Raw genomic sequence first — 18,572 nt, 5'->3', positions numbered from 1 at the left:
GAAGCATCACTCCAGCGGCCTGAATCAATCTATTCGCTATCGTCGCCAAGTCCCTGACGGGACTCGCACTTCAGTCGATGCGCACGGTGATGTAGCGCAACGCGCCGGTGCGGTCTGCGATCATCAGGAGCGCGTTGCGGCGATCTTCCGACTTGAGCTTGGCAACGCGGGTCTTGACCTCTTCGGCCGTGGTGACCGCCTCCTGACCGATCTCGACGATCACGTCACCCGGCACAATGCCACGCTCGGCGGCCGCCGTGTCAGGGGTGACCTCGGTGATGACGACGCCCTTGACGCTTTCCGCGATATCGAAAGTTTTGCGGGCCGTCTCGTCGAGATCGCCGATGCCCATGCCGAGTACCAGCTCGGTGTTCTGCGGCTCGGCCTGCTCCTCGCTGTCGGTCGTCGTATCCTCTTCGGTCGTGCCTTCGTCCGGCGTTGCGGCATCCTCAGCATCGACCTGCTTCTCGCCATCCTCGAGGCGGCCGAGGGTGACCTTCACTGTCATCTCCTTGCCGTTGCGCAGCAGCACGACATCGACGGCCTTGCCGACGGGGCTTTCGGCGACGACGCGCGGGAGATCGCGCATTTCATGCACGTCCTTGCCGTCGAAACGGATGACGACATCACCGGTCTGGATCACGCCGTTATCGACAGGACCGCCCTTGATGATGCCGGCGACGAGCGCGCCCTTGGCCTCGCTCATGCCGAGGCTTTCGGCGATATCGTCAGTAACCGGCTGGATGCGCACGCCAAGCCAGCCGCGGCGGGTCTCGCCGAATTCGCGAAGCTGCGAGAAGATGTTCTGCGCCAGCTCCGTCGGGACCGAGAAGCCGATGCCGATCGAACCGCCGGACGGCGAGATGATGGCCGTGTTGATACCGATGACCTCGCCCTTCATGTTGAAAAGCGGGCCGCCCGAGTTGCCGCGGTTGATGGCCGCGTCGGTCTGAATGAAGTTGTCGTAGGGGCCGGCATTGATATTGCGCCCGCGCGCGGAAATGATGCCGACCGTCACGGAGCCGCCGAGCCCGAAAGGGTTGCCGATGGCCATGACCCAGTCGCCGATGCGCATGACGCGGGAATCGCCGAACGGAACGGCCTTCAACGGCGCTTTCGGCTCCACCTTCAGCAACGCGAGGTCGGTCTTTGGGTCGGTTCCAACGAGCTTGGCCTTCAGCTTGGAGCCGTTGGCGAAATTCACCTCGATATCGTCGGCACCTTCGATGACGTGATTGTTCGTGGCGATGTAACCCGCAGGGTCGATGACGAAACCGGACCCGAGCGAATTGACCGTCTGCCCCTGGTTGGAGCCTTCGCCACCGTCACCCTTGAAGAATTCGTCGAAGAAGTCCTGGAAAGGCGAGCCCTCCGGCACCTGCGGCATGGGCGCCTTGTCCTCGCTCTTCACGTTCTGAGAGGTCGAGATGTTGACCACGGCATCCAGCAGGCCCTCGGCAAGATCCGCCACCGATTCCGGTCCGGCCTGACGCGCCTGAGCCATCACAGGTGCTGCGAGCGGGCCGGCGGCCAGCGAAAAGCTCATCGCAAGCGTGAGCGCCGCGTTGGCAACGCTGGACTTCATCTTCAAAGCCATGTTCGGCATCCTCTCGGGTCTGTTCGGCTGCGGCGAGTGTTCGCCGCGGATACGGCGAAAATCAGTCTGCCACGATGATTTGTCTGAACTTTTGCCTGTCTTCGCCGCCACTCGCAAGGGCAGCCTTCAGGCGCTGCGGAGGAACCACACCATCAGCACGCCGAGCGCCACGGCAAACAGCCCCGAAAGTCGGAGCTGGTTCTCCGGAATCTGCGGCAGCAATTCCGCCATGCGCTTCAAAACCGAAGGGGCCAGTGCGTACACCAGCCCCTCGATGATCAGGAAGAACGCGATCCCCGTCAGGAAATCGGACATGGCGTTCTCAGTTTGCGGTGGACGGCGTCGTGGCCGCACCGTTCGTCGTGCCCGTGCCCGTGCCGTTGCCCGTGGGCGCCGGTCGTGTGCCCGCCGCATCCTCGAAGTAGCGGAAGAACTCCGACTGCGGCGAGAGTACGAGCGTCGTATCCGACGAGCCCATCGAGTCCCGATAGGCGCTCATCGACCGGTAGAAGTCGAAGAAGGCCGGATCCTGGGAGAACGCTTCGCCGAAGACGCGGTTACGTTCACCGTCGCCTTCACCGCGAAGGATTTCAGAATCACGCTGGGCGGCGGCGATGAACTCGACGACCTGACGATCGGCGATGGCGCGGCGACGCTGTCCGGCCTCGTTACCGCGGGCGCGGATCAGTTCGGCTTCCGCCAGACGCTCGGCCTTCATGCGCTCGTAGGTCTGCTGCGAGACTTCCTGCGTGAGGTCCGTACGACGGATGCGGACATCCTCGATGGTAAGGCCGAGGTTGGAGGCGTCGGCGGTCAGCTCTCCGCGAACTTCGCGCATCATCGATGCGCGCTCTTCGGACAGAGCGGATTCGAAGCCGCGCAGACCGTAGACGCGGCGCAGAGCCGAATCGAGACGGGTGCTAAGGCGGGCCTCGGCCGATTCCCGGTCACCCGAAACGGCCTCCCGGAAGCGACGGGCATCCGTGATCTTGTAGACCACGAAGGCGTCAACCTCGTAGAACTTGCCGCCCGAGACCTGGACACGGATATCGTCGAGATCGAAGCGCAGGGCCTGATCCTGGATATACTGGACGCTATCGGCATCCATGAAGCCGAAGGGCAGCTTGAAGTAAAGGCCCGGCTCGGTCTTGACGTCCTGGATCTGGCCGAAGCGGATGACGATCGCCTGCTGGCGCTCGTTGACGACGAACACCGACGAATAGGCGATGAAGAGAAGAACGCCGAGGGCGATCAAAACGGCTGGCAAACGGTTACCCATTACTGCGAACCTCCTGCCTGCTGACCGGTCGTACGACCGAGTTCATTAAGGGGAAGGAAGGGAACGACGCCCTGTCCGCCCTGCTTTTCATCGATGATGACTTTCTTGGAGTTCTTCATCACGCCTTCCATGGTTTCAAGGAAGAGGCGCTTGCGCGTCACGTCGGGCGCGATCTTGTACTGATCATAGATGGAGATGAAGCGTGCCGCCTCACCTTCCGCTTCCTTGACGACGCGATCCTTGTAGGCGGCTGCCTCTTCGCGGATCTGCGCGGCCTGACCACGTGCGGCACCGAGCTTCTGGTTGGCGTACTGGTTGGCTTCTTCCAGGAAACGGTCTTCGTCCTGTTCGGCGCGCTGCACTTCATCGAAGGCATCGGCCACTTCGCGCGGCGGAGCCGCATCCTCGATGGCGACCGTGTTGATCGAGATGCCGGCACCATAGGCATCCATGGTCGCCTGGATCGTCGTCTTCACGCCCTCAGCGATGGCCTGACGGTTATCGCGGAAGATGTCCTGTGCCGGACGGCGACCGACGACTTCGCGCATGGCGCTTTCGGCGACCTGCTGCAGCGTTTCGGCCGGATTTTCAAGATTGAAGAGGTACGACTGCGGATCCGTCACAGTATAGAGGACCGAGAACTGCACGTTGACGATGTTCTGGTCGCCCGTGAGCATCAGGCCCGACGCTTCGGAGTTCGACGCAGCCGAACGGCGGCCGATATTGCGCTGCTGCTCCGTGATCTTGACCAGCTCGACCGTCTCGAAAGGCCAGAGATGGAAGTGCAGGCCCGGCATGGAGATTTCCTGCTTGGGCTTGCCGAAGCGCAGTTCGACGCCGCGCTCGTCCGGCTGCACGGTATAGATGGAGTTCATCAGCCAGAAGACGCCGACGAGAAGCAGCGCGATGACGACGACGCCACCGTTGAAACCGCCGGGCATGACGGTCTTCAGCTTGTCCTGGCCGCGCCGGATGATGTCCTCGATATCAGGCGGACCACCGTTACCGCTTCCGCCACCGCCGCGAGGACGGTTCGGTCCCTGCCCCCATGGCCCCTGATTGTTTCCGCCACCGCCGCCGCCGCCCCAAGGGCCGCCGCCGCCATTCTGATTGCTCCAGGGCATCAATACCTCTTTCTTTAAATCCCCATAGGCGCATGTCGCGGATTGTTTCGCCGCGCAACGCGATGTGAACCCGTTATAGGTATCCCACCGACACCTTTCAACAAATCCCGGTCGGCTTGGGTGTCCTTGCGGCAAAATAGTTCGTGATCGATGGGATTTACGGCTTAAACGGCAGATTTTCGGCGCCACGTGACGAAGCGCATGGCATGGCTGTCCTTCTCGCCGCGGGGAATCTCCTCCTCCACGACCTTTTCGAAGGTGGCAGGGTCGATATCCGGGAAGCGCGTGTCGCCTTCCACATCCGCTTCGACATGAGTGACATGCAGGATATCCGCACGGCCGAAGACCTGCGCATAAATCTGCCCGCCGCCAATGACGCAGATTTCGTCCACGCCAAGCGTTTCCGCCTCGCGTGCTGCGGCGACCAGTGCGTCATCGAGCGAGGAAACCACCGAGGCGCCGGGCGCGGAAAACGCCGGATCGCGGGTAATGACGATGTTGGGGCGGCCCGGAAGCGGACGGCCGATGGAATCCCAGGTCCTGCGGCCCATCACGACCGGCTTTCCAAGGGTCAGTTGCTTGAAGCGCTTGAGGTCGGACGGCAGCCGCCACGGCAGGTCACCGTCGCGGCCGATGACCCCATTGCTTGCGACGGCGACGACGAGCACGATCCGGGGTTCATTCATGCGGGACAGGCTTTCGATAAATCAGACGGCGATGGGTGCCTTGATGGTTGAATCGGCTTCGTAGCCGACAAGCTCGAAGTCCTCGAATTTGAAGGAGAAAAGGTCCTTCACGTCCGGGTTGATCTTCATGAAGGGCAAGGGCTTGGGGCGGCGCGTCATCTGGGTGCGCACCTGCTCGAAATGGTTCGAATAGATATGCGCATCGCCCAGTGTATGCACGAAATCGCCCGGCCGCAGCCCCGTCACCTGCGCGACCATCATGGTCAGCAGCGCGTAGGACGCGATGTTGAAGGGCACACCGAGGAAAATATCCGCCGAACGCTGGTAGAGCTGGCAGGAGAGCTTGCCGTCAGCCACGTAGAACTGGAACAGGCAGTGGCACGGCGGAAGCGCCATTTCATCGACCAGCGCCGGGTTCCAGGCGGAGACGATGTGGCGGCGCGAATTGGGATTGCGTCGGATGCTCTCGACGACGGCGGCGATCTGGTCGAGATGGCGGCCGTCATATGTCGGCCACGAGCGCCACTGGTAGCCGTAGACCGGCCCGAGTTCGCCCTTATCATCAGCCCACTCGTCCCAGATGGTGACGCCGTTTTCGTGCAGATAGGCGATGTTGGTCTCGCCCTTCAGGAACCACAACAGTTCATGAATGATCGACCGCAGGTGCAGCTTCTTGGTGGTGAGCACCGGGAAGCCTTCCTCAAGATCGAAGCGCATCTGATAGCCGAAGACGCCGCGCGTGCCGGTGCCCGTCCGGTCGCCGCGATCGCTGCCGTTTTCCATCACATGAGCGAGAAGGTCGAGATATTGCTGCATGGTCGCCGCCGATTCTTGGTCCAGCGCAGTATATTACGGGCAGCCGCCGCAGCCGCCAAACGGCAAATGGAATATCCCCGACTTTCGGTGCGAAAGGGCCCACGCCCCATCCGCATGGTTGCATAAGGTGGACCTGAACGCCTTTTGCAATTTCTGAACGAATTTCTGCGATCATGATCACTCATCTCACTGGGCGGGTCATCCGTGAAACCGAAGGAAAACTACTCGAACCGGTTCCGGCTGACCTACGGCCTCGCGGCGCTTGCCGTTGGCGTGACGGCCAGCGGATGGGGCATCGCCTTTGCGATCATGGGAGCATGGCCGCTGGTGGCGATGGATGTCGCGGTGGTTTTCGTGGCATTCCTCAGCCTCGTCCTCGCCCGTCGCAACCAGCTTTCGGCCGCGCTTCTGTTTTCCCAATCGGCATTTCTGGTCATCATCACCACCCTCTGCTTGATCTTCGACGTGCCGCGCGAGGCGGCGCCGAGGGTATCGCATCTGTTCCTGCTCGTGCTGGCGCTGCTCGGCTACATCAATTACCGGCGCGAGCAATCCAGGCCGCAGCTTGCGATCGTGGCACTCTGCGTAATCGCCTTCGTCGTTTTCGCCAGCAGCACAGCGGCACCCTCCTTCGCTCAGCCGATACCGGAGACATTCCAGATCTATGGCTCCTGGGTGAACACCATTGTCGCCGTCGGCCTGCTCTGCATCGGCGTCTATGTCATGCAGCTGGAACTGGCCCGCGATCTCGACAAGGCACGCGCCATTAAAGCAGCGCTGAGAAACAGGGAATTCGAGCTGTTCTACCAGCCGCAGGTCGACGAGACCGGCCGGCTGACGGGCGCCGAAGCCCTGTTGCGCTGGCGACGCGGCGACGGAACCCATGTTCCGCCCGCCGAATTCATTCCCACGGCAGAACAGGCCGGACTGATGCCGGCCATCGGCGAATGGGTCCTAACCCAGGCCTGCGAGACGCTCGCGGCATGGCGCCACGACCCGGCGACCAGCGGACTGAAACTGGCGATCAATGTCAGCGCCGATCACTTCATGAAGCTCGATTTCGTCGAGACGGTGCTGGACTGCCTCCGCACGCTTGAGATCGATCCCGCCCTCCTCAAGCTCGAACTCACCGAAAGCATGATGGCCAACGATATCGATGCGATCAGCGAAAAGATGCGCGACCTGCGAACGGCCGGCCTGTTCATCTCACTCGACGATTTCGGCACCGGCTATTCCTCCCTTAGCCATCTTCGCCGGTTGCCTGTGCAGGAAATCAAGATCGACCGCTCCTTCGTGCAGGATATCGTGGAGAACCGACGAAACCGCGTGTTGCTCAAGAGCATTTTCGACATGGCGCATATGCTGGAATTTGTCGTGGTCGCCGAAGGTGTGGAAACGCTTGAGCAGCTGAGGCTCCTGCGATCCTTCGACTGCACCGCCTTTCAGGGCTATTATTTCGGGCGCCCGGTACCGCTCGGCGAATTCCAGACGCGGTGGACGAATGATCCCGTCGCACCGGCTGCGCTATCCGCCTGATCCGCCTTCCGTCGAATCCCTGCGACAAACCCCTTTCCTTGGGCGGAGGGAATGCCTATATGTGAAGTGCTGCTTCGGCAGCTATGGCAATAAATGAGCGGTGTAATAAACCCATTGGACCCGGGGGCGGTACCCGGCGCCTCCACCAAAAACCGGTCAAACTTGACCGACCGGCTTTTGATGGGGGCGAAATAGGATCGACAAGGGCGTAAAGATCGACTTTTTGCTCGGCATTGTACCACCGTTATCGGGCTAAACTTGTAGTTGCAAACGACAACTATGCGGAAGCTCGTCTCGCTGCCTAATGGCGGTGTGACACTTCACTCAAAGTCCTGACGGGTCGCACCGGCAGGCGGGGTCCGAAGGCACCTGGCAACAGAAGCCTTCACCTTCTCCAATCTCTTGAAATGGTCTATAGCTGTCCCAGATGACTCGCGTCGGAAGGCACGAGAAGAAGTGCAATGCCTGAAGACAAAGGCATCAGAAAGAAAGACAGGAACGGATGGCGCAAGACCACATTCGCTACGACATTCTCGCCCAGGACGCTCTGCGCGGCGTCATTCGCAAGGTTTTGTCCGAAGTCGCGGTCACCGGCCACCTGCCGGGCGAGCACCATTTCTTCATTACCTTCCTGACCAATGCGCCCGGCGTGCGCATCTCCCAGCACCTCAAGGCGAAATATGCCGAGCAGATGACCATCGTCGTGCAGCACCAGTTCTGGGACCTCAAGGTCACCGAGAGCCTGTTCGAGATCGGTCTGTCCTTCTCCGACACACCGGAAAAGCTCGTCATCCCCTTCAACGCCATTCGCGGCTTCTATGACCCCTCGGTCAGCTTCGAGCTGGAATTCGACGTTCCCGCCGCTGAAGAAGAGGGCGAGGACGAGCACTCGGCCGAAATCACCGCCTACCCGGTCGCAGAAAAGGCTGAGGAGCCCGTCGAGGAACCCACACCCCCAACGGGCGGTGGAGGCGACAAGGGCGGCTCCGTAGTTTCGCTCGATTCCTTCCGCAAGAAGAACTGAGCGCCGGCATGAGCGGCGACGTCGTCAACCTTCGCCAGTTCCGCAAACAGAAGGCCCGCTCCGAAAAGGAGCGGCAGGCCGAGCAGAACCGGTTGACCTTCGGCCGCACCAAGGCCGAGAAGACGCTGACGGATGCCCTCAACGACAAGGCGAGGCGCACGCTCGATCAGGGCCGCATCGAGCGGCCCGACGAGACGAAAGAGTGATCTTTCAACGGCTTGCCGCCGGAACCGGAATCGATCTGCCAATCTCCCCCAGCCAGACACCACGATCGGTATGATCAGAAAATACTCCACCACGCTGCATGGCCACCGCACGAGTTTCTCGCTCGAGCCGCTTTTCCACGACGAGCTGAAAGCTATCGCAGACGAACGGGCGGTGCCTGTCGCCGCACTGATCCGCGAGATCGACGATGCGCGTGCGGTCGATGACAACCTGTCGTCCGCACTGCGGCTTCACGTGCTGGAATGGCTGAAGAAGAAGGTGCGGGACGGCGCGATCAGTTGACGCCCGGCAGGCTTTCGAAGTTCAGGCTACGCCCGCCGTCGGCCGGCGGCAGCTCGCCGCCACGCTCCACCGCCTCCCCGCCCGTGACCGGCAGCCGGCGGCGACGCGCCTCTTCCTCCGCCTTGCGGGCTTCCTGCGCGGCGCGCTGTTCGGCAAGCCTGCGCGCTTCTTCCTGCGCCGCAAGGATACGCCGGGCGTCCTCTTCCGCGTTGCGCCGCGCCCGCTCGGCCTCTTCGGCTGCCGCCCGGGTAGACCGTTCCTGCTCGGCGCGCTCCTGGGCCTCGACGCGGCGGCGCTGCTCTTCCTCCATCTGAAGGCGCTCGGCCTCGGCGCGGGCCGCGCGTTCATCGGCGCGTGCGCGGTAAAGCGCCGCCTCGCGCCGCAACCTCTGTTTTTCCAGCACATTGGCCTGAAGCGTCTCGACGCGCCGGCGCTCCGTCTCGAAGCGGCGCAGGGAGAGATAGTTGGCCAGAGGCTGCGCATCGAATGTGACGCCGGGCGCCTCGACAAGACCGCGATAGTCGAGCGACACCTCGGGCGCGGCACCAGCCAGCGCATCCCCACCCGCCTTGAAGGTGACGGAGAGGCGGCCCGTCATCGCATCGCCGGCAAGATCGATATCCGCGTCGGCGGACAGCGCCGCGGCGCTGTTTTCAGCGGCAACGCTCTGCGCACGCAGCCTGCCGCTGGCAAGCGCAAGCGGGACGCGCACCGCACCGAGCGATGCCTCACCCTTCAGGATGCTATCGGCGGCAAAGACCGCCACACGCTCCGGCGTGATGTCGCCCTCAATCGCGTCGGCCGCAGCGAGCAGCGCGGGAAAGGCCGCGGTGTCCAGGCCGTGCAGCACGAGATCGGAAATATTCGCCTCGCCTGAGCCGCTGGCCCCCTCCACCATGCCGCGCACACTTTTGCCCGAGGCATCGACCGCCAGTGTCACGTCCGCCCTGCCATCTGCGACCGCACCGTCGGCTCCGGCCCAGACCGCCTTGGAGACATCGACACCGGCAAGGTCCATGCGCGCCTCGAACAGGCCGTTCTCCTCGGCATTAGAGACCTTCACGCGGCCGGAAAGCTGACCACCCAGCCAGTCGCCCTCCATATCCGTCAGCGTGAACTCGCTGCCCTTCCAGGCAAGGTTTGCCTTGAAACCTTCAACGGCGCCATAAAGGCCTGGCCAGAACGCACCGGCTTCCAGCGCCACCGCGACATCGGCGTTGTCCAGCAAGGGCTGCGTCAGCGGCGCGCTGTTCAGACCGCCATCGGCCACATCCGTCACTGGCCCGCCCACCGCCTCGGCGAGGAAAGCGAAATCAACCGTGTCGAAACGCAGCGAGCCCGTGCCCTTCAGCGCGGCCGCTGTGCGATCGAAGGCCAGGGTGCCTGAAAATGCATTGCGGTCGGCCTTGCCGGCAATATCGGTGATCGCGACGCTCTCAGCGCCGGTGTCCAGCTTGGCCTGCACTGTCAGCGGCAGCCCGGTGCCCGCCTGCGGCATGGCGATGCCGTTCATCATCAGATAGGGCTCGATGTCATCGCTGGCGACCGAAAGCTCGAGTGAACCCTTCAGGAAATCAGCCGCCGAAAGCGCTGCCGTGCCCTTGGCTGATACCGTCGTGTTTCCAGCCTTGAAAGTAGCGGACACGGCAGCAGAACCCTCAGCGGACTGCTTTGCGTCGACCGTAATGCTACCATCCGGATCGGCATCGAACGGAAGCGGGACGAGACCCGCCTGGCCAGCGAGAACCACGGTGCGCGGATTGGACAGGCTGCCGTTCAGTTCGAAATTGCGACCCGCCAGCAAGTCCGAAAGGCTCGCGGCCGACAGCGTGATATCGACCCGCCCATCATTAACCGACCCCGACAGGGTGGCTGTCGCAGGGCTCGCCTCCCGAACAGAAGCGGCGATGCGCATGGCAAGATCGGCGTTTTCATAGTAGCCAGCATTCTCGGCAAAGCGCGAGAGCAGCGGATGCGCCGGCAGATGGCGCGCCAGCAGGGCCGCGAGTGGTTCCATTGCTTCGACCTTGACGGTCATGTCGAGCCCGGCGTCCGGCGCATCCAGCGATCCGCCGAGCGTGCCTTTTGCCGAAATCGCCGCGCCCGCCAGCGAGGCCACGTTGAAACGGTTGAGCGTGAGTTCTCCATCCTTGGCAGAGAGGACGGCATTGACGCCGGATGCTGTCTCGCCGAAGGCAATGAGCCTGTCAGCCTTGAGGTCGAGCGCGATAGCGTTGCTGGCGATGCTGGAAAGCGAGGCATCACCAGCCACGAGGCCGACAAGCGCCTGAAGCGATTCCAGCCGCACCTCGTTGCCCTGCAGTTGCAGCGAGAGCGCCGGCACGGCATCCGCGCGCGATTCACGCTCCATCCGCCCCAACAGGCTCGCGCCGCCAATGGCGATTTCAAGGTTTTCGAACCGCTGCAACTCGTCGGCAAGGTTCACACGAGCGGAAAAACCGGCCGTCTTCAACTTGCGAATTTCGGGATCGACGGAGCCCGTGAGCCACGTTGCAAGCCCGGACGGCTGGTTAGACGCGACCAGCAGATCGCCGACAAAGCCGCGGTTTTCCTTGAGCGTCAGCCGTCCTTTGGCCTCCAGCGTCGTACGGCCGGGCAGAAGCACGTTCGCCTGGTCGATGAGCCAGCCATCGCCATCCGGCTTCACGTCAAGCCGGATTTCGCGCACCGTCGTATCGCCGATGACCATTGCCGGCAGCAGCAGGCTGGCGCGCCCCGGCACCTGCGGGATGGGAATGTCGGCGGCAATCGCCAGCAGTGCCTGAAGCCGCTGGCGGGCGGACACTTGCGGATTTCGCCCCGTCTTGCCCGCCTCGCCGCTGTTGCCGATGCGGTTGACATCGATCTGCTGGCCATTGGCAACAAGCAGGAATTCCGGCACGCGGCCCGTATCGAGCGTCGCTTCGCCGGTCACCACGTAGGGATCAGCCTGCGCGCCCGCCTCCAGACGATATTCCGGCACGCGGATGCGCTCGTTGGAAAGCTCGAACTTGCCGGCTACCTGGATCGGATCGGCGGGTTTATCACCCTTGGCGCGCGGCTTTTCCGACAGGGTAAACCCGCCATCGTATTGCGGGCGGAAATCGACGAGTTTCAGGGCACCGTCCAGATCGGCTGTGAAGGACAACCGGTCGGGCACGATGCGCGTGCGCAGCGAGAGCGCGCCATCCTCCACCTGACCGCTTGAAAGCTGGAAGGCACCGGCTTCGCCATCGAGCGCGCCGCGCCCGTCGATACGCCATGGGCCACCGAGCGACTTCGCGGAAATCTGCGCATCGAGGCCCGTTACATGGCGGGTGCGGCCGGTCTGCTCATCGACAAACTCGATCTCGCCATCGGTAATGGAGACATTTTCAAGAATGACGGTGCGGGCCGGGATATCCGACTTGCGACCACGCGCCCAGTCCAGCGTGCCGTCCTTGAAAAGCTTGATGCGCGCCTTCGGCTCCTCGATGCGCATGTCGAAGATCAGCGCTTCGCCGGACAGGAACGGCGCAAGTTCCGCATCCATCGAGAAGCGCGCGACCTCCACCAGCGGCTGGCCGTCCTCGGGCGAGCCGACCCGCACGTCGTTGAGCGTCACGGATGGAAAGGGGATCAGCCGGGCATCGACGCTGCCATGCACGGTGACGGGCCGCCCCATGATGCGGCTCGCCTCACGCTCGAAATCCTGCCGAAAGCTGGTCCAGTCGACGAACAGGGGCGCGAGAAGCGCCACGAAGAGCGCCACGACCACCAAGCCGCCAACGATTAGCCCAATCCTAGAAAGCACGCCGCATGCCTCGAATGTCCTTCAATCGCGCAGAGGATAGCGTCTAAATCGCCGGAGGTGACGAAAAAATCTTGCCGGGGTTCATTATGTTATCAGGATCGAGGGCGTGCTTGATCTGCTGCATCAGGTGGACGGCGCCGCCAAGCTCTTCCGGCAGGAAGCGTTGCTTGCCCTGCCCTATTCCATGCTCGCCCGTGCAGGTGCCATCCATGGAGAGTGCGCGTGCGGCAAGCCGATCGACAAAGGCCTCGACCCGTTCGATATGCACAGGATCCTTGTCGTCGAACACGACGCAGACATGGAAATTGCCGTCCCCGGCATGTCCGACGATCGGCGCAAGCAAGCCATGATCCTCGATGTCGCGCTCCGTTTCCGCCACGCATTCGGCCAGGCGGGAGATCGGCACGCAGACATCGGTCGCAATCGCCTCATAGCCGGGCCGAAGCGCCTTCGACGCCCAATAGACGTTGTGCCGCGCCTTCCACAGCTTCGCCCGCTCGTCGGCATCGGCGCTCCACTGGAACGCTCCACCGCCGCACTCGGCGACGATGGCGCCGAATTCTTCCGATAGCAGGCGCACGCTCTCCTCATTGCCGTGGAACTCCACGAAAAGGGTCGGCTGTTCCGGCAGGCTCAGGCCTGAATAAGCATTGCAGGCCTTGATTTGCAGGGTGTTCAGCAGTTCAATACGCGCCACGGGAATGCCAAGCTGGATCGTCATGATCACGGCATTGCAGGCATCCTTCAATGTCGGGAAGCCGCAGATCCCACCGGCAATGACGGCGGGAATGCCCTGGAGGCGCAGCGTGACTGAGGTCAACACACCCAGCGTGCCTTCCGCACCGACGAAAAGCCGGGTCAGGTCGTAACCGGCCGAAGACTTGCGGGCACGCCGTGCAGTGCGGATTTCCTCGCCCGTTGCCGTCACCGCCGTAACCGCCAGAACATTGTCCTTCATCGTGCCGTAGCGCACCGCATTGGTGCCGGAGGCACGCGTAGAGGCCATGCCGCCGATCGAGGCGTTGGCGCCCGGATCGATTGGAAAGAAAAGTCCGGTATCGCGCAGATACGTGTTCAGTTCCTCGCGCGTGATGCCGGGCTCGACCGTGCAGTCGAGGTCCTCGGCATTGACCGAAAGCACGCGCTTCATGTTGCTGAAATCGATGGAGATGCCGCCCTCGGGCGCATTCACCTGGCCTTCCAGGGAGGAGCCGGTGCCGAAAGGAATGACCGGCACCTTCAGCGCCGCGCAGATCGTCACGACTGCCTTCACGTCCTCGGCATTTTCCACAAAGACCACGCCGTCGGGAAGCTGGGCCGGTATGTAGGTGGTGGTGTGCGCATGCTGGACGCGGATCGCATCACCCGTCTGGAAGCGCTGACCGAAGCGCGCCGCCAGTTGCGAAAGCGCCGCGGCGATGCCCGTGTCGTTGCGTGTGCCGCGCCTGATATCCGCCAGTGCCATAATATGCCCTCACATCCGTGAGGCGTTACTGTGCAAATTGACGCTGCGCTGTCCAGCGCCAATCGCAGCCCCACGGCAGCATTTAGAAGCGCCTATTCCGCCGCCTGCGGCAATGGCGGCTCCTCGCGGCGTTCCATCGTGGCAGCATGCTGCAACTCGGCAGAAAGGCGGCGCTCCTCGTCCGCATGCGGGCTGGTGAACCGCGCGATGACAAGATAGGCGACCGGCGTCAGGTAGAGCGTCACAACGGTTGCAAGGCCAAGCCCGCCCACCAGAACCCAGCCGAGCGAGATGCGCGCCTCGGCGCCCGCGCCACTCGCTAGAATGAGCGGCACGGCACCGACGACTGTCGCGATCATCGTCATAAGAACCGGGCGCAGGCGGGTGTTCGAGGCATTCTCGATGGCGCTCCGGATATTCTGCCCGCGGTCGCGCAGCTGGTTGGCGAATTCCACGATGAGAATGCCGTTCTTGGCCATGATGCCGACAAGCAGCACCAGTCCGATCTGACTGTAGATGTTGAGCGACGTACCCGTCGCGATCATCGCGAACACCGCACACGCGAGCCCGAGCGGCACCGTGACCATGATGATGATGGCGCTCACGAAGCTCTCGAACTGCGCGGCCAGCACGAGGAAGATGATGATCAGCGCGAAGCCGAAGGTGATGAAGAGGCCGTTGGAATTTTCCTGCAGCGTTGCGGCTTCCGCCATCGGCAGTACGCGCGATCCCTCAGGAAGCAGCGGCTCGGCCATCTCGCGCACCAATTGGAGCGCCTCGCCGAGCGCCAGGCCATCCTTCAAACCGGCCGAAAGCGACACGGCGCGCAGCTGCTGCTCGCGTGACAGCTGGGGTGCTACGGCTTTTTCCTCCAGCGTGGCGATGGACGACATCGGCACGATCTTTCCGTCTGCGGTCTTCAGGAAGATGTTCTCCAGGTCCATCGGATCGTTGATCGGCGTCGTGGTCGAGGAAAGCTTGACCGGATACGACTGGCCCTCGACATAGACATCGACAACGCTGGTGCCCTCCAGCATGGCCTGCAGGGCGGCGGACAGGCCAGTGATCTCGATACCGAGATCGGCCGCACGCTCGCGGTCGACGGTCACGGAGAGCTGCGCCTGGTTGGCCTCGTAGTTGAGGCGAACGTTCTGGAAGCGCCCGCTGTCCTCTATCTTGCGCACCAGTTCGGCCGCCGCATTGCCAAGCTTGGTATAGTCGTTGCCAATGAGCGCAACCTGAAGACCGTTGCCGGCGCCGCGGATGCCGAGGCTGTTCGGCTGCATGACGAAGGTGCGGACCGACGGCACCTCGGCGACCGCCGTGTTGATGTCTTGCACGATCTGCTGCTGGCTGCGGTCGCGTTCACTCCACGGCGCCAGCGTCAGCACCATGAAGCCGCTGTTGGTCGAGCCGCCCTGCCCGGAAATCGAGAAGATGTTGACGATCTCGCCCTTGTCGTAGAGCGGGCGCAGCTTGCCCTCGATGCGCCGCATCTGGTCCTGCGCATATTCCAGCGACACGCCCTGTGGCGCGTTCACGCGCAGCATCACCATGGACCGGTCCTCGGTGGGCGTGAGTTCGGACTTGATGGTGAAGAACGACGTGGCGCCCGCAGCCGTGAAGAGCAACGCAACGACGAAAACGATGGCGGGTGCGCTCAGACAGGCGCCGAGCGTCGAGCGATAGAAGCGCGAAGCAGCCCCGCCGATGCGCGCGAGCAGGCCCGTATGCCCGTGCGTCATGTCCTTCGTCAGCATGCGCGAGGCAAGCATTGGGCAGAGCGTGAGCGCGACGAACGACGAGAGCAGAATAGCGAACGCAAGCACGAAGCCGAATTCGCGGAACAGCCGGCCCGCCTGCCCGGGCAGGAATGACAGGGGCACGAAGACGGCAGCGAGCGTCGCCGTGGTCGCTATGACGGCGAAGAACACTTCAAGCGTGCCGAGAACAGCCGCTGCGCGCGGCTTCAGGCCTTCGGCACGGCGGCGCACGATGTTCTCCAGCACCACGATCGCGTCATCCACGACCAGTCCCGTTGCCAGCACGATGGCGAGCAGGGTCAGGATGTTGACGGAGAACCCGGCCATGTAGATCGCCGCGATCGTACCGATCAATGCGATCGGCATGCTGATCGTGGGGATCAGCGTTGCGCGCCAGTCAAGCAGGAAGAGATAGATCACGAGCGTCACGATGAGGACGGCGACCACCAGTGCGATCTCGACCTCGTGGATGGCGCCGTCGATGAAGACAGCATCGTCGCTCGTCACCTTGAGTTCGGTTCCCGGCGGCAGCACATCGCCGAACTGCCCGATCATGGTCTTCACGCCGGCGGAGATATCGAGCGTGTTGGACTGCGCCTGGCGGATGATGCCAAGGCCGATGCCCGCGCGGCCGTTCGAGCGCAGCGCAGTGGAGCCATCGTCTGGGCCGAGCGTCACCATTGCGACATCGCCAAGGCGCACCCTGTTCTTCAGGATGAGGTTCTCGAAATCGGCGGGGGTGGCAAGGTCTGCCGTTGCCCGCACCGTGATGTCCTGGCTCTGGCTTTTCAGCGAACCGGCAGGCACGTCGAAGGCAGCCGTCGCCAGCGCATTGCGCAGATCGGCCACGGTCAGGCCGCGCGCGGCAAGCCGCGACTGGTCCACATCGACGCGGAAGATTTTTTCCTGGTCACCGTAGACGACAACGTCGGCAACCCCTTCCACGGAGGCGAGCCGGTCTGTGATCTCGTTATTGGCGAGCAGCGTCAAGTTTTCCAGCGACTGAGTGTCGGAGGTAAGCGCAAGCCGCATGATCGGCTGGCTGTCCGCATCCGCCTTGACGACGCGCGGCTCCTCGGCGCCATCGGGAAGGCGGTTCGTCACACGACCGAGTGCATCGCGCACGTCGTTTGCCGCCTGGTTGACATCCGTGGTGTCGGAAAACTGGAGGGTGACACGACTGCGGCCGAAGGATGACGTCGAGGAAATATCCTTGATGCCCTGCACGCGCGAGACCGCGCCCTCGATGATATCGGTCAGTTCGCGGTCGACCGTTTCGGGCGATGCGCCGTCGAAATCGGTGGTGACGCTGATGACAGGCTGGTCGACCGACGGCAGCTCGCGGATTTCAACGCCGTTGAAGGCGGCAAGACCCGCGACCACGATCAGCGTGTTCAGAACGAGCGCGAAGATCGGCCGGCGAACGAAGAGCGCGGTAAAGCCCGCCTTGCCGCCGCCGTTGGCCTCCACCGGATCACCCGACATTACGAGCCCTCCGCGCCGGCGGGGGCCTGTCGCTCGGCGGCGGTGCGTACCGTCCCGCCCGGCCGTAGCGTCTGCACGCCTTCGACGACAACGGCATCGCCATCGGCAAGGTCAGCCTTCACGAGAACCATATCGGGATTGCGCTGGACGATATGCACGGGCACGCGCTCGACCTTGTCGCCGCTGACGCGCCAGATGAAGGACCCATCCGCACTCCATTGCACGGAAAGCGGATCCACGCTCGGATAGCGGTCGCCGGCAAAATGCATCGTCACCTGGAAGGACATGCCCGCGCGCAAAAGGTCCTGCGGGTTTTCGATCTGGGCACGCACGCGCAATGTGCGGCTCTCCTGGTCGATGCGGTTGTCGATCGCCTGAATGGTGCCGGTGAAGGTTTCACCCGGACGCGCGACGGCGGTGGCCGTCACTTCTCCGCCGACGCGAATGTTCGTCGCAAAGCGCTCCGGCACCCAATAGTCGACAAGAATCTTCGAACGGTCGTCGACACGCGCGATCGCCGAGGTGGTCGTGACGTAATCGCCGGGATTGACGGAGATGATGCCGACCGTGCCGCCGAAGGGCGCGGTGATATCGCGGCGGCTGAGCATCAGTTCCGCATTGCGCAAGGCCAGCTCCGCCGCCTTCAGCGCCGTCTCGGCGTCCTGCAGATCGGCCGCGCTGGTCGAGGAGCGCAGGTTCGTCAGACGGGTTACCTTCTGCTCGGCACTTTCACGGGCGACGCGAGCCTGATCGGCCGCGATCTTCTGCTCGTCATTATCAAGGCGGGCGATAACCTGCCCCTGCTCGACCCGACTGCCGGACTGGACGAGAACCTCCGTAAGATTGCCGGAGGCATAGGGCGTCACCGTCACCGAGCGGATCGCCTCGCCGTCGCCGATCGCATTCAGCCGGTCGTTGACGAGCGCCATGGAAACGGGCTTGGTCACCACGAGGGCCGGGCCGCCGCCGACGCCGCCACGCCCGCCACCACCGTTGCCGCCAGCCTGCTCGTTGCCATTACCGGCCGGCGCAATCGCGGCGACAACCGTTTCCGGCAGGCCGGCAGCCTCCAGAACACCGTTCGCGCCCGGCACGAAACGGCCCCACAGCAGCACGCCGGCCGAAATGACGCCGACGCCAAGAAGGAGCTGTTTCCAAACCCGCATGCACTCTTTCTCCGATGAAAAGCAAACCGCGACATGTTGCATCGCGACATAGGGCGAGTATCCCGGTTTGGAAATGAACCGGCAATGAAAGAATCCGATCATTACGGAATTGTAAGATTGCCCCGCCGGTTCGTTACAGAAACGTAAGACAGGACTGCGGAACGGACGTGGCGCGCCCTCCCGTGAACACGCGGCGGCCTTGTTGACGGCGGGCGCGCGACAGGTCGATAAGCCGCGGGGATACACCAATCGAAGCAAGCGCTCGGAGAGCCTGACCAGCCGCCATTTCCACAATATTCGGGCCGATCTTTTTCCCCGCGGAATAAAAGCA

At 63.1% G+C, this 18,572-nt stretch carries 14 protein-coding genes and 1 other RNA gene; 5 read left to right on the top strand and 10 right to left on the bottom strand.

The genetic code is table 11. The annotated features are described in order from the left end of the window. Window positions 1-70: 70 nt before the first annotated feature. From MNR02_RS06215 to MNR02_RS06190, 6 genes are all read right to left on the bottom strand, one after another. A complete protein-coding gene (locus MNR02_RS06215; protein ID WP_371746734.1) occupies window positions 71-1,546 on the bottom strand; it encodes a DegQ family serine endoprotease in 1,476 nt (491 codons plus the stop codon). Between the two features lie 177 nt (window positions 1,547-1,723). Beyond that, the gene (locus tag MNR02_RS06210; protein WP_134649513.1) at window positions 1,724-1,912 is read right to left on the bottom strand and encodes a DUF2065 domain-containing protein; all 189 of its coding nucleotides are present in this window, start codon (window positions 1,910-1,912) and stop codon (window positions 1,724-1,726) included. A gap of 7 nt (window positions 1,913-1,919) precedes the next feature. After that, a complete protein-coding gene (gene hflC / locus MNR02_RS06205) occupies window positions 1,920-2,876 on the bottom strand; it encodes a protease modulator HflC (RefSeq protein WP_241598558.1) in 957 nt (318 codons plus the stop codon). Further along, a complete protein-coding gene (gene hflK, locus MNR02_RS06200; protein WP_241598556.1) occupies window positions 2,876-4,000 on the bottom strand; it encodes an FtsH protease activity modulator HflK in 1,125 nt (374 codons plus the stop codon). The genes hflC and hflK overlap by 1 nt, the downstream gene beginning before the upstream one ends. 164 nt (window positions 4,001-4,164) lie before the next feature. Continuing rightward, window positions 4,165-4,686, bottom strand: a complete 522-nt coding sequence (locus MNR02_RS06195; RefSeq protein ID WP_241948468.1) for a dihydrofolate reductase — start codon at window positions 4,684-4,686, stop codon at window positions 4,165-4,167. Between the two features lie 21 nt (window positions 4,687-4,707). Continuing rightward, a complete protein-coding gene (locus tag MNR02_RS06190) occupies window positions 4,708-5,502 on the bottom strand; it encodes a thymidylate synthase (protein ID WP_241948467.1) in 795 nt (264 codons plus the stop codon). 204 nt (window positions 5,503-5,706) lie between these two features. Here MNR02_RS06190 and MNR02_RS06185 point away from each other — a divergent pair, with 204 nt between their 5' ends. From MNR02_RS06185 to MNR02_RS06165, 5 genes are all read left to right on the top strand, one after another. After that, window positions 5,707-7,038: a bifunctional diguanylate cyclase/phosphodiesterase gene (locus MNR02_RS06185; protein WP_241948466.1), complete on the top strand. Its 1,332-nt coding sequence runs from the start codon at window positions 5,707-5,709 to the stop codon at window positions 7,036-7,038. A 29-nt stretch (window positions 7,039-7,067) separates the two neighbouring features. Beyond that, window positions 7,068-7,428: a transfer-messenger RNA gene (gene ssrA, locus MNR02_RS06180) on the top strand. A gap of 112 nt (window positions 7,429-7,540) precedes the next feature. Continuing rightward, on the top strand, window positions 7,541-8,062 hold the full coding sequence (locus tag MNR02_RS06175) for an SspB family protein (RefSeq protein ID WP_241598548.1): 522 nt from the start codon (window positions 7,541-7,543) through the stop codon (window positions 8,060-8,062). Between the two features lie 8 nt (window positions 8,063-8,070). Further along, window positions 8,071-8,268 carry a DUF4169 family protein gene (locus MNR02_RS06170; protein WP_134649520.1) on the top strand — a complete coding sequence of 66 codons (198 nt, stop codon included), beginning with the start codon at window positions 8,071-8,073 and terminating at the stop codon, window positions 8,266-8,268. Between the two features lie 70 nt (window positions 8,269-8,338). Then, window positions 8,339-8,569, top strand: a complete 231-nt coding sequence (locus MNR02_RS06165) for a ribbon-helix-helix domain-containing protein (protein ID WP_241948465.1) — start codon at window positions 8,339-8,341, stop codon at window positions 8,567-8,569. On the opposite strand, the gene MNR02_RS06160 is transcribed toward MNR02_RS06165, so the two are convergent. The 4 genes from MNR02_RS06160 to MNR02_RS06145 form a co-directional block, all read right to left on the bottom strand. Next, the gene (locus MNR02_RS06160) at window positions 8,562-12,362 is read right to left on the bottom strand and encodes an AsmA family protein (protein ID WP_241948464.1); all 3,801 of its coding nucleotides are present in this window, start codon (window positions 12,360-12,362) and stop codon (window positions 8,562-8,564) included. The two genes, MNR02_RS06165 and MNR02_RS06160, sit on opposite strands and share 8 nt — an antisense overlap. Before the next feature lie 43 nt (window positions 12,363-12,405). Further along, on the bottom strand, window positions 12,406-13,827 hold the full coding sequence (locus tag MNR02_RS06155; protein WP_241948463.1) for an FAD-binding oxidoreductase: 1,422 nt from the start codon (window positions 13,825-13,827) through the stop codon (window positions 12,406-12,408). A gap of 92 nt (window positions 13,828-13,919) precedes the next feature. Next, window positions 13,920-17,075: an efflux RND transporter permease subunit gene (locus MNR02_RS06150; RefSeq protein ID WP_241948462.1), complete on the bottom strand. Its 3,156-nt coding sequence runs from the start codon at window positions 17,073-17,075 to the stop codon at window positions 13,920-13,922. Beyond that, the gene (locus MNR02_RS06145; RefSeq protein ID WP_241948461.1) at window positions 17,075-18,241 is read right to left on the bottom strand and encodes an efflux RND transporter periplasmic adaptor subunit; all 1,167 of its coding nucleotides are present in this window, start codon (window positions 18,239-18,241) and stop codon (window positions 17,075-17,077) included. Before MNR02_RS06145 ends, MNR02_RS06150 begins: the two co-directional genes overlap by 1 nt. Window positions 18,242-18,572: the final 331 nt, after the last annotated feature.

Origin of the sequence: Shinella sp. H4-D48 (genome assembly GCF_022637395.1) — a bacterium.
Lineage (GTDB): Bacteria > Pseudomonadota > Alphaproteobacteria > Rhizobiales > Rhizobiaceae > Shinella > Shinella sedimenti.
Note: the sequence above shows the minus strand (reverse complement) of the source record. Positions and strands in the feature narration are given on the sequence as shown.